This window comes from Aneurinibacillus uraniidurans, from assembly GCF_028471905.1.
In the GTDB taxonomy this organism is placed as follows: Bacteria; Bacillota; Bacilli; order Aneurinibacillales; family Aneurinibacillaceae; genus Aneurinibacillus; species Aneurinibacillus uraniidurans.
Window position 1 is genome coordinate 2,228,840 of the sequence record NZ_CP116902.1, and the last position, 11,905, is coordinate 2,240,744.

At 44.6% G+C, this 11,905-nt stretch carries 11 protein-coding genes and 1 pseudogene; 5 read left to right on the plus strand and 7 right to left on the minus strand.

Annotation, left to right across the window (positions count from 1 at the left end; all coding sequences use genetic code 11):
* Nucleotides 1-42: 42 nt before the first annotated feature.
* Together PO771_RS11130 and PO771_RS11135 are read right to left on the minus strand one after the other, a co-directional pair.
* Nucleotides 43-1,385, minus strand: a pseudogene (locus tag PO771_RS11130) (LLM class flavin-dependent oxidoreductase).
* A 3-nt stretch (nucleotides 1,386-1,388) separates the two neighbouring features.
* Nucleotides 1,389-1,667, minus strand: a complete 279-nt coding sequence (locus tag PO771_RS11135) for a glutaredoxin family protein (RefSeq protein ID WP_272559743.1) — start codon at nucleotides 1,665-1,667, stop codon at nucleotides 1,389-1,391.
* A 246-nt stretch (nucleotides 1,668-1,913) separates the two neighbouring features.
* On the opposite strand from PO771_RS11135, the gene PO771_RS11140 reads away from it, so the two are divergent.
* Together PO771_RS11140 and PO771_RS11145 are read left to right on the plus strand one after the other, a co-directional pair.
* Entirely contained in the window at nucleotides 1,914-2,930 is a 1,017-nt protein-coding gene (locus PO771_RS11140; protein WP_272559744.1) for an LLM class flavin-dependent oxidoreductase, read from the plus strand.
* Nucleotides 2,931-2,957: 27 nt separating this feature from the next.
* Entirely contained in the window at nucleotides 2,958-4,109 is a 1,152-nt protein-coding gene (locus tag PO771_RS11145; RefSeq protein WP_272559745.1) for a M20 peptidase aminoacylase family protein, read from the plus strand.
* 92 nt (nucleotides 4,110-4,201) lie between these two features.
* On the opposite strand, the gene PO771_RS11150 is transcribed toward PO771_RS11145, so the two are convergent.
* The gene (locus PO771_RS11150) at nucleotides 4,202-6,244 is read right to left on the minus strand and encodes a molybdopterin-containing oxidoreductase family protein (protein ID WP_272559746.1); all 2,043 of its coding nucleotides are present in this window, start codon (nucleotides 6,242-6,244) and stop codon (nucleotides 4,202-4,204) included.
* Nucleotides 6,245-6,392: 148 nt separating this feature from the next.
* On the opposite strand from PO771_RS11150, the gene PO771_RS11155 reads away from it, so the two are divergent.
* Together PO771_RS11155 and PO771_RS11160 are read left to right on the plus strand one after the other, a co-directional pair.
* Complete coding sequence (locus PO771_RS11155; RefSeq protein ID WP_272559747.1) at nucleotides 6,393-6,935, plus strand: copper resistance CopC family protein; 543 nt, start codon at nucleotides 6,393-6,395, stop codon at nucleotides 6,933-6,935.
* On the plus strand, nucleotides 6,935-7,774 hold the full coding sequence (locus tag PO771_RS11160) for a copper resistance D family protein (protein WP_272559748.1): 840 nt from the start codon (nucleotides 6,935-6,937) through the stop codon (nucleotides 7,772-7,774). The genes PO771_RS11155 and PO771_RS11160 overlap by 1 nt, the downstream gene beginning before the upstream one ends.
* A 36-nt stretch (nucleotides 7,775-7,810) precedes the next feature.
* Here the strand turns inward: PO771_RS11160 and PO771_RS11165 are convergent, their stop codons facing one another.
* The 4 genes from PO771_RS11165 to PO771_RS11180 form a co-directional block, all read right to left on the minus strand.
* Nucleotides 7,811-8,638, minus strand: coding sequence for a histidinol-phosphatase (locus PO771_RS11165; protein WP_272559749.1), 828 nt, complete (start codon nucleotides 8,636-8,638; stop codon nucleotides 7,811-7,813).
* Nucleotides 8,639-8,677: 39 nt separating this feature from the next.
* Nucleotides 8,678-8,920 carry an IS66 family transposase gene (locus PO771_RS11170; RefSeq protein WP_422664940.1) on the minus strand — a complete coding sequence of 81 codons (243 nt, stop codon included), beginning with the start codon at nucleotides 8,918-8,920 and terminating at the stop codon, nucleotides 8,678-8,680.
* Nucleotides 8,898-10,394, minus strand: coding sequence for a glutamate/gamma-aminobutyrate family transporter YjeM (gene yjeM, locus PO771_RS11175; protein ID WP_272559750.1), 1,497 nt, complete (start codon nucleotides 10,392-10,394; stop codon nucleotides 8,898-8,900). The genes PO771_RS11170 and yjeM overlap by 23 nt, the downstream gene beginning before the upstream one ends.
* Before the next feature lie 318 nt (nucleotides 10,395-10,712).
* Nucleotides 10,713-11,009, minus strand: a complete 297-nt coding sequence (locus PO771_RS11180) for a hypothetical protein (protein WP_272559751.1) — start codon at nucleotides 11,007-11,009, stop codon at nucleotides 10,713-10,715.
* Between the two features lie 192 nt (nucleotides 11,010-11,201).
* On the opposite strand from PO771_RS11180, the gene PO771_RS11185 reads away from it, so the two are divergent.
* Entirely contained in the window at nucleotides 11,202-11,822 is a 621-nt protein-coding gene (locus tag PO771_RS11185) for a flavin reductase family protein (RefSeq protein ID WP_272559752.1), read from the plus strand.
* The last annotated feature ends 83 nt before the right edge of the window (nucleotides 11,823-11,905 follow it).

Consider the following 11,905-nt stretch of genomic DNA (forward strand, 5'->3'; position numbering starts at 1 on the left):
ACTTATCTCATGAGGTATAAGAGCACTCTTCTGATGGGAGATTTAGATTTGTACTGATTTTGCATGTACGTAGCGATTCACAGGAACTGCTAGCCCGAGATGCTCACGCAATGTATCTCCTTCATACTCTAGGCGGAAAAGACCGCGCTCTTGTAAGATTGGAATGACATGGTTCACAAAATCCTCCAGTCCATCTGGCAAAAAGGACGTCACGACCATAAATCCATCTGCCGCTCCCTCACTAAACCATCGTTCCAATTCATCAGCCACCTGCACGGGGGTGCCAATAAATTTATCTGTCCCTTCAAAGCGGGCATATAGCTGTCCGATTGTAAGATTTTCTTCTTCAATGATCTGTCGCCATTGCTCTGAGACACTCTTCATCCCGTTCACATCCGGTAACGGGATATCGACAACTGGCGTATCTAAAGAGTATCCGGTTAAATCGGCACCGCTTAGACCGAGATAACCTGCGATAAAGTTCAAGGCAGCTTGCGGATCAGCTAGCTGTTGTAACTGCTGGTGCTTTTGGTGCGCAAGCTCCTCAGTCTCCCCGATAATTGGAGTAATTCCTTGCAGAATCACAAGCTCTTCAGAAGAACGTCCGAACGAAGCCGCCTTCTGCTTTAAGCTTTTATAAAACTCCTTCGCCGCATCGATGTTTTTCTTATGCGAAAACACAACCTCAGCGGTACGAGCTCCGAGCTGCTGACCGGGTTCTGAAGAACCGGCTTGCACAATAACGGGATGACCTTGCTTCGATCGTGAAATATTTAATGGGCCCTGCACGGAAAAAACTTCCCTTCATATTGCACACGATGCAATTTCGATGGGTCAAAGAAAACGCCACTTGCTTTATCTCGCACAAACGCATCATCTTCCCACGAATCCCATAATCCGAGAACAACATCAAGGAATTCTTCCGCGCGTTCATACCGGGCTGCATGATCGAGATGTTCTGTTTTCCCAAAATTCAGCGCAGTCTTTCCTGTCAAGTCTCCGGTCGTTACCACATTCCAGCCTACTCGCCCTTTGCTAATATGATCAAGTGAGGCAAACGTACGTGCCAGATTGTACGGTTCGCTGTATGTCGTAGACGCTGTAGCGACCAGCCCGATTTTACTTGTGACACTGGCCAAGTGAGCCTGCAACGTTGTCGGTTCAAAACGGGTTAAAATATTTGGATGCGAATCTTCATTGATTGCCAGACTGTCCGCGATGAATGCAATGTCGAATTTTCCACGCTCTGCGATTTGCACTAATTTTTTATAATAGTCGATGTCAATACTAGCATCTGCCTGCGCATCCGGGTGACGCCATGATCCAATATGCATACCAGTTCCGACAAGATAAGCGGATAATTTGATCTCTCTTTTTTTCACCATTTTCTACCTCCCTTTTGCCAGTAATGCTTCGATATGGGTATAATCCTGACGCGAAATCGGCTCGAAGTCAGTAAGCGCCTCGAATGCATGGTCGACCCCAATCTCAATGACCGGAACGTGACGAATTCCATATTTCAGCTCCAGAATGTCTCGCAAATAATCATTTCCTTCTACGTCTACAGAAGAATATACGTACCCTTCCTTCTCGAAATATTCTTTCAACTCGTCGCAATAATGGCAGCCTTTCCGCCCCCATAATACGATTTTTTTGTTGTGTGCCATCCTCTTTCCCCTCCTGTTATTTTTGAACAAAAAAAGCCCCTGCTATATAAACAGGAGCTTTTGGTGGTCCAATCAGCTGTACGATATTTTTTTGTGTACATCAATTGTTTCAGCAATTTATGATACCGATTATAGTTGCATTAATCATACAAGTCAACTAGGTTTTATATGATTTTTTTCTTTTTTTTCCGCAACCTTTCTGTTAGAATGATCCCAAAATTATGAAGTACCTAAGGAGGAATTACTGTGGGAATAAAATTAAGCATTTTAGATCAAAGCATTCTGAATGAATGGGAAACATCAACAGAAGCGTTAGGGCATACGATTACACTCGCTCAAAAGGCAGAAGAACTGGGTTATCATCGTTTCTGGGTTTCCGAACATCACGACTCTGATAAAGTAGCCGGTTCCTCTCCTGAAGTTCTTGTTTCATATTTGTTAGCCAAAACAGAACGAATCCGGATCGGCTCTGGCGGCGTTATGCTCCAGCATTACAGCCCGTATAAAGTGGCGGAGAATTTCAACGTTCTCGCTTCACTTGCTCCGGGTCGGGTCGATCTTGGTGTTGGTGGTGCACCAGGTGGACTTCCTCTCTCGACACAAGCTTTGCAACAGGACTACACATCCCAGCCAAAATCCCTTGCTGATAAAATAGTTGAGCTGGAGCAGTTTATCGCTAATACTTTGCCAGAAGACCATCCTTTCCATGGTTTACAGGCCAGTCCGCTTCCTGTACAGCCCGCCGATATTTACTATCTCGGACGAAGCGCTTCGAGTGCAGAAGCAGCAGCCAAGCTAGGTTTACCATACGTATACGCACAATTTTTCAGCAAAGATGACTCGAATCCACTCGAAGCATTCGAAACGTATCACAAGCATTTCACTGCCAAAAAAGCAGCCCAGCCACAGGCCATTCTCGCTCTTTCTGTTATTGTGGCCGATACGGATGAAGAAGCCGAACAACTGGCAGCTGAATCAAAAACAATCAAAATTTACTTGGCTAATGGAAAAGTTTTAAACGTTACAAGTGCTGAAAAAGCAGAAGAGTACGGGAAGCGTTCCGGGGAGAGCTACCGAATTGAATTGTCAGAAGCTCCGATTCTTCATGGCTCAAAAGAAACCATTTATCAGAAATTATCTGAACTGCAAAAAGCATATAATCTTGAGGAATTCATCATCGTCACACCGGTCAGAAATTTTGCAAAACGAATGCATTCATTCGAACTCTTAAAAGAAGCATTCTCAGGCGTGTCTATTACTTGATTGATAATCTAAAAGGAAGGTGACAACATGACTACTCTCGAACAAAAATTAATCGCAATTCGTCGGCATTTACACCAAAATCCCGAGTTATCGAATCAGGAATTCGAAACAACAGCAGCCATTCGCACCTGGTTAGAAGAAGCCGACATTACGATTCTGGATACTCCGCTACAAACAGGCTTACTCGCAGAAATACAAGGCGAAACAGATGGGCCTATCATTGCACTCCGGGCAGATATTGATGCGCTGCCGATCCAGGAGGAAAGCGGACTTCCTTTCGCTTCAACTATCCCGGGTAAAATGCACGCATGCGGTCATGATTTCCATACCGCCTCGATCCTTGGTGCCGCTTATTTACTCAAACAAAAACAAGCGGAGTTACGCGGTACAGTGCGGTTTATTTTTCAGCCCGCAGAAGAGAACGGAGGAGGTGCTCTGCAGGTTATTGAAACGGGGGGATTAGACGGAATACAAGCTATTTTCGGTATGCATAATAAGCCGGACCTTCCTGTTGGGACAATTGGCATTACATCAGGGGCCTTAATGGCAAGTGTTGATGGATTTAGAATTGATATCGAGGGAGTCGGCACACACGCTGCTGTTCCCGATAACGGAATTGATCCGATCGTAACAGCTGCTCACCTGATTACGGCTCTGCAGACGATTGTAAGTCGGAATATTAGCTCACTGCATAATGCCGTTATAAGTGTGGCAAGCATTCATGGTGGGAGTACATGGAATGTCATTCCACCTAGCGTAACACTAGAAGGTACGGTTCGTACGTTCCAGGAAGAAGTTCGCCAGCAAATTCCTGGGCATATCAAGCGTGTAATTGAGGGGGTCGCCGCTACATATGGAGCTAACGTAAGTCTGCACTGGCATGCCGGCCCACCACCTGTCCAAAATGACGAAGCATTAACGAATCTGGCCATTCAGGCAGCTCAAAAAACAGGGCTAGATGTCGTAAAACCTACTCCATCTCCAGCCGGAGAAGATTTCGCATTTTATCAGGAGAAAATCCCGGGTGTCTTTGTGTTTATGGGAACGTCTGGGACGCAAGAATGGCATCATCCTGCCTTTACAGTCGACGAACGCGCCTTACTGAGCAGTGCACAGTTTTTTGCTGTGTTAGCAGAGAAAGCGTTAGCCAAGCTGACGAGCAGCCTGGGGCTTCTGTAGTAGCATAAAAATAAAGGAAGCAGGCGGTCTCAGCTGCCATGTACTGGCTTTTGAGACCGCCTCTTCCGCTACTCACTTCTCTGAAATCTTATTTATATACGTTCCACCTCTACCCGTGTCGAGAAAAACACAGCCCCGCCGCCCATATCTGCGAGGCGGTCAGGCGTAAGTGCATTAGCCAAACGCGATTCCTCCGCTGCTCCTGCCCATAACCCCTGTGTAACCGTAACACCAGACAGTACAGTATCACCGACTGCTGCCGTAAGTACACAATCCCCCCGGTCGTTATATACGCGCACTTTGTCACCATTCGCGATGCCACGCTCTGCCGCATCTGCCTCATTCATATACAGGCGTGGAGTTTTTTCGAGTGTGGCATGCTTTTCATTATTGGAAAATGTAGAATTCAGGAAATTATGATTTGGTGCCGGGATGAACAATAGCGGATACGTATCCGGCTCCGCAATCGGCACATACGTTGGTAAGGCCGGATAGCCATCACGCTCCATCCGACTAGAACGCAGTTCAATCTTACCGCTCGGCGTCCGCAGACGACCCGGTGGAAGCGGTCGATCTGTTATCGTGAGCGAAACCACCGTTTTCTCCAGCAGTTGCTCGTATGTGATGTCTGCCAAATACGGATTAGCCGGATAATCTAACGCCTGGCGAATGATCTCTTCATCTGATTCGTATAGCGCAGGCTCAGTTAGACCGAGTGCTTTAGCAAGTAAGCGGAATACGTCTGCGTTTGATTTACTTTCGCCATACGGTGGAATGACTGGCTGCTGAAGCGCGATCGCATGCTGCCAATATGACGTATACAAATCAAGATTTTCATACGAGGATGTCGCCGGAAGCACAATATCAGCGTACCGGGCGGTGTCCGTTAAAAACAGATCGTGCACAACCGTGAACAAATCCTCGCGAGCAAGCCCCTGCTTGACCCGATTGTTATCCGGCGCGACCACGACTGGATTGCTGTTGTATACAAACATCGCACGAATCGGTGGATCCAGCTCAGTGAGCGCTTCACCAAGTTGGTTCATGTTAATCGTACGCACCTTTTTTCGCAGCAAATCCCGGCGTTCAACAGCACGAGCATTCAACGCATTGTAGGCACTGTTGCCCTTAATCGCACCGCCACCTGTATACTGCCATTGTCCGGTAAGCGCAGGCAAGCAGGCAATTGTACGCACGAACATCCCGCCGTTATCATGATGCTGCGGTCCATTGCCAATTCGAATAAAAGACGGTGTTGTCTCCCCATATAAGCGGGCAAGCTTCACAATGTCATCTTCCGGAACACCTGTAATCGCCGCCACGGTCGCCGGATCATACGCTTTTACATGCTCCCGCAGTTCGTCGTATCCGACTGTATAATCGCGCAGAAATGCTTCATCGACAAGCTGTTCTGCAAACAGTACATGCATAACGCCAAGCGCAAGCGCTGTATCCGTTCCTGGTAATACGGGAATAAACCAGTCCGCCCAGCGGCCTGTCTGGTTTTTGTGCACATCAATTACGACGATTTTCGCACCGTTCTTGCGTGCTTTTTCTGCAAATAGCACTTGATGCATGTTTGTACTAACCGCATTGCATCCCCACATAATGATCAGCTTCGCCTGTGCCGTATCTTCTGGGTTGATGCCATACGCACCGCCCATCGTATACGTATAACCAACTGTGCCTGCTACACTGCAAATCGTCCGGTCCAGTTGACTTGTACCAAGCGCGTGAAAAAAACGTCGGTCCATCCCTTCGGCACTAAGCAGCCCCATATTGCCATAGAAGCTGTACGGCAGAATGCTTTCCGCACCATGTTCAGCGATTAATTCCTGCCAGCGCCCGGTGATCTCCGCAATCGCTTGCTCCCATGTAATCGAAACGAATGAACCTTCCCCTTTCGCTCCCACACGCTTGAGCGGCTGTGTGAGCCGATTCGGATCATACAAGCGTGCCGTCATATGGCGCACTTTGTTACAAATCGCGCCCTGTGTTACCGGATGATTAGGGTCACCCGCTACTTTCGTGATGCGACCGCCTTCTTTATGAACATGCAAACTACACATATCCGGGCAGTCAAGTGAGCATACCGATGGAAAAACGCCATCAAGCTGTTCATGATATGATTGCACTCTTGTCGCTCCTTTTCTATGAAACTAGTAAAATTCTTGTCTCTATGATACGAGTTTACAGCCCAGTCCTGCAAGCCTATCACTTCACAACTTCCACACAATTGTGTCTTATACTAACCAAGACACCATAGAGAAAGGAACACTACTTATGAAAAAATGGCTTAGCTTTATATTCGTACTGCTGCTTTGCTTCCCAACCACTACATCGGCACATACGAAGCTAAAAACAGCGACTCCAGCACCAAGTTCTACAGTTACAACAGCGATGCGTGAACTGACGCTAACATTCGGAGGACGAATTGAAAATACGAGCACATTCCGTGTAGTAGATCAAGCAGGGAAATCTATTACCCCACTCACACTTACGCGGGAAGAAAAATCAATAACCGGTACACTCGCACACCCACTCTCCAACGGCTCTTATACCGTAGACTGGAACGTGATCGGAGAGGACGGACATGTAATGAAAGGTACGTATTCTTTCACCGTCAAGCTTCCAGAACAGAAGGCTGCTCCCGCACCATCTGCTACCCAACCGAAAGCATCCATTTCTCCGGCAGCTCAGGCTCCGCAAAAAGCGGAACAATCAGCAGAAGCAACTTCCTCTAGCCCCGTACTATGGATTGCCGGTATCCTTGGGCTCGGTGCAGCAGCAAGCTTGATCTGGCTGTTTGTAAGAAGGAAAGCCTAATGGTTATCCTAAGCCATCTGCTCTTTTATACAGGCTGTTCAGTACTTATCGGTGGACTTCTTATGCTCGCGGTTCCGCCGAGTCAGCGTCCACCTGTGCACCTTCCAAAAGGGTGGCTCCCTGGAGCGGCCCTTTTGCTTATCATTAGCTCATTCATGCCGCTTCTGGAACTGGCTACCTACGCTGCTGAGGAAGCTGGGACCGATTTTGGCACAGCGCTGCTAAACGTGCTGTTACATTTCAAACACGGTCAGGTATGGCTGCTGCTAACCGGTTCCTTGTTGTTTCTCATTATTTTCCTGCTGCTCGCAGACATTAGGCATACTCCAGCAGCCGCCAGATTGGCACTCGTATGGTCTACGGTTCCCATTGTATTAACCAGTTGGACAGGGCATGCGGCGTCACTTGCTCCAGTTAGTGGCTGGCTCTCGCATATACTTCATTTTCTAGCCGTATGTGTATGGACAGGTGTGTTATATACAGGCGCCTGGTTGACGCAAGGGCGAACAACGAACTGGCGGGCGTTCCTGCATTGGTACACTCCACTCTCCATCAGTTGTGTGCTTGCGTTAACAGCTGCCGGGCTCGTACTGATGCACTACACCGCACCAAACTATCCATTCTCTCTGGATGGCCTATATGAGAAAACACTGCTGCTTAAGCACATTTTGTTTTTTCCCGTTCTTGGTCTCGGCTTTGTGAATGGGTTCGTCATTCCGAAACGAATGCGTTTGGATGCAGAATTTGATGTGCTGCGATGGATGCGAGTTGAAAGCATACTTGTTCTGGCTGTATTCATTACGACCGCCTTTTTAAGCGAATCCCCGCTACCTATGTAGACAGCGGGGATTTTTTGTATGCCGATCTATCTTTTTTTATAACGAAGTTAACAATTTTTTCTTTTGCCGGAAAATCGCCCATTTTGTAAAACCGATTTCCTTGAGCTTTTGGCGGACTAATTCAAAATCCTCACCAACCCGCTCCGGCGCATGCGCATCCGAACCAAACGTAACATCTACGCCGTAATATAGCGCCCGCTCTAAAATATCATCAGAAGGATACCAGCCTCCAACCGCCTTCGTTTTGCCTGATGTATTCACTTCAATCGCCACATCGCATTCTGCAATAATTTGCAGCGTTTTCTCTACTGCTTCCGTCTGAATATCGGAAAAAGCAGGATAAAATCCTTTCATAGCATCAATGTGACCGAGAATTTGAAACATGCCGCTGCGAGCTGATTGCTCAATCAGCGAATAATACATTTCTTTGCTGTTTACTTTTTGCTTCTCGGTCAGTCCGTTCCACCGCTTCTTATTGAAAATACTCACCCCATCTACATTGTGAACGGAGCCAATAATATAATCGAATGGATATGGGGTAAAGCAGCGCCGATACACCTCTACATGTTCCGGAAAAAAGTCAGATTCTATGCCAAGCAGCACTTCGATCTTCCCGCAATATTCTTCCTTTAACCGCAAAACTTCTGCAACATATATAGGTAACTCACTTTTGCCCATGGCGATGCGGGGAAAAGCCTGATCTTCCTCGTATGAAAAATAAGGAGAATGATCGGCAATTCCAATGATATCGAGACCTTGAGTAATGGCTGCTTCAATATAGTCACGAATCGATTCTTTTGCATGACCGCAGCGTTCGTGATGGGTATGAAAATCAAAGGCTACGGGAGTATGTACTTCGCCCATATATATCGTCCTTTCTCCGTTTTCTTTCCGTCATACACTTTACTTCCTTGCCCAAAAGAAGTAAGGCGACCAAGCATCATGGACCGCCGTTCCTTGAAAACGAGGACGGATCTTCATCGTTTCCATCGCTTTTTTCCCTCGACTTGGATGAATCAGATACGCCGTAGCCTGTGATGTACTGGCGACATAAAGCCACTGTCGTTTTCCTTCTACACGCATGCCGGTTTCATCAAAATGAAGGACGGGTGTGTGTTTTAAGCTAACATATTTCCTTTTTTTCATATTTGCTATACATTAACCATGCAACAATGGAGAAAATAACGGGTCCAGCCACACTCCAAATGGTTGTTTGCATATCCCCTTCTAAAGCTGGCTGTATGATACTAAAGAAATTTGCAAATCCAACTGTTAGAACAACGATCCATGTCCAAACATTTGCGCTCAATTGCGTTTTATATACGATAAACGGCTTATTGATTTCCACTTTTTTCTTAAAATACGGGAATGCAAGTGCTATAAATACATACGGTATTGTCATAGCCACGTTAGTCATCGAAACGAGTATGTTGAAGAATGCGGCCATTGTGCTTCCACCGAAAGCGATTAATGCGATCATTACACTAACTATAGTAGCTTGAATCCACATCGCATGAACAGGCAGACCATTCTTTGTTTCTCCAATTTTTCCGGGCCACAATCTTTTAGGTGTTCCTTCAATCATTTGCTTTAGCGGTGAAAACATTAAGGTAAAGAACGCACCGGACAATGCTAGGAACATTGAAAGTCCAACAAATCTTGCAGCCCCATGTCCCAGGGCTGCAGCTGTAGCATCACTTGCTCCAAAAGCAGTGCCTAGTGAGTAGCCTAAATTGGCCATAACTATATAACTTGCGTTTCCTAGATTAACATTTGCAATCCCCATTACAGATGCCCAGTTTGTGAATATCCCAATTAATAGTATTCCTAATGAATACCCAACAGAGATTACTGCTGCAGATAAAAGAATTCCCTTTGGAAACGTTTTTTCTGGATTTTCTGTTACATCCACTAAACCGCCCACTGCTTCAAGTCCGCCATAAGCAAAAAGAGCATATACAATAAACGCTAACGAAGCAATAAGATCTCCTGCATATTTAGGATTTGGTGTTTGCGTAAATGAATGCAATCCTGTAATCGGCTGTGCCAAATGTCCATGATTGCCTACAAGTACTGCTATTGCACCCACCCAAAGAAATACATTCAATAACAAGATCGCAGTACCACCTAAAGAGGTTACTTTCTTAATCTTATCTAGGCCCTTTGTTGATGTGTAGGTGACGATAAGAATCCATACAATTCCTAAAACCCCCAAAACCTGAGGTCCTCGAAGATTAAATATAGTCCAGCTTTGTGTTGTATCTTGTCCAAAGATCGCATTTGACACCGGAACCCACATACCAGATGCGACATTAACCATCCAAGTGATATAAGAAAAATACCACATAAACGTTCCTATAAATGCAAATTTGGGACCGATGGATTTTTCCATCCAAGAATAGATCCCACCCTTTTCCTCTTTAAAGGCGGAACCATATTCAGCGACCATTAATGCAAAAGGAACGAAGAAGGCTATGGCTGAAAATATGAACCAAGGAATAGCAGCATAACCCATCTTATAAAATGATCTTGGAATGTTGTTGAATCCATAAACAGAAGTAAAGATCATTAAAACTAGGGATACTAAAGTCAACTTTCTGGTTATGTTTGTGTTTGACACACATTTTCCTCCCCTATATTTACCTTCACCACAATGTTTACTTAGTATCACCTAAAATGATTTTTTTAATTAAGCATTGGCAGTACTTTCGAAAACTATAAAAAACCCTTGATCTCTCAAGGGTTTCGTAGACGGTATCTATGGTGGAGCTTGAATGGGGGCAAAACATTATTATACATGTCGTAGTTTATCAGGATTTGCTACGGCATAGATCGTTTGGATTTGATTATTTTTAAAAGCAAGGCTCTGTTAAATTTTAATGTTGATTTTTCATCAAAATAATAGGGAATGTGATTTTCTTAGCATTCCCTGTTTGATTCACTCAGCGATATTTTTATCAATTATCTTATAAGTGAATCTATATAAACCTGGCTGTCTAAAACACGTTGCCCATTCAGCATTTAAAACTTCTTTTTCATCGAGTTCTATTTTTACAGCCTTATTATCCAAAACTTCATTGTATATTTTCGTTATTAACTCGATGATAAATATCTCTTGATTTTTATAATCGTCAAAATAGCTACTTCTCTTGTACTTGAGAATTTTCACTTTGCGATTATTAACTTTTATATTGATATGTTTATCTAATTTTTTATCAACCTTAATGGTTCTCACCCTCTCTTTGTAATTTGAAAAAGAACCTAAATATTAAATTTTGATAAACGCAAGCTATCATAACCTACCTTTAATTCGGTTTTATCCTTTTTCTTACCTCACTCCATAAACCAATGTCGATTCCTCAAGTACGATTTATATAAGTCTGTTAAGATATAATAAAAACAACTTAACTAAAGAAGGTGAACACATATGATAAGTATTCGTCCAGAACAACTATCGTCTAAAGAAAACTATAAACTATTAACCGGGACGATCATCCCACGCCCAATCGCTTTTGTGACCACTCTTTCCACCGTTAATAATAGTATTAATGCGGCTCCATTTAGTTATTTTACTATCATTAGCAGCAATCCTCCGCTTTTATCTATTTCTGTACAAAGAGCGAATGGAATCATGAAGGATACTGCTAGGAATGCTGTCGAGCGAAGAGAGTTTGTTGTACATATAAGTACGGAACATATGATAGAAGAAATCAACAAAACCGCCGCTCCCTTAAATCCAGATGAAAGCGAACTTGCTTTGACACAACTACACACTATTGATAGTATACATATTTCTGTGCCTGGTATTAAGGAGGCCCCTATTCGTTTTGAGTGTATACTCGAGAAGCACCTCACCTTTAATGGGGGGGACAGCACAATCACTACCGATTTACTTATCGGCCGAATCGTTTGTTATCATATCGCTGACGATTTATATGATCAGGAGAAAGGATATGTCTTTACAGATAAAGTAAAACCTGTGAGCCGTCTAGCTGGAGATACTTATGCTAAACTTGGCGAGTTATTTTCGATTCAACGGCCCACGTAATACAGAACCCCCCCCTTATATATCAAAGGGTTTACCTACACGTTCCAACATAATATCCTCATCGCGATCCTATCTTGCATAAG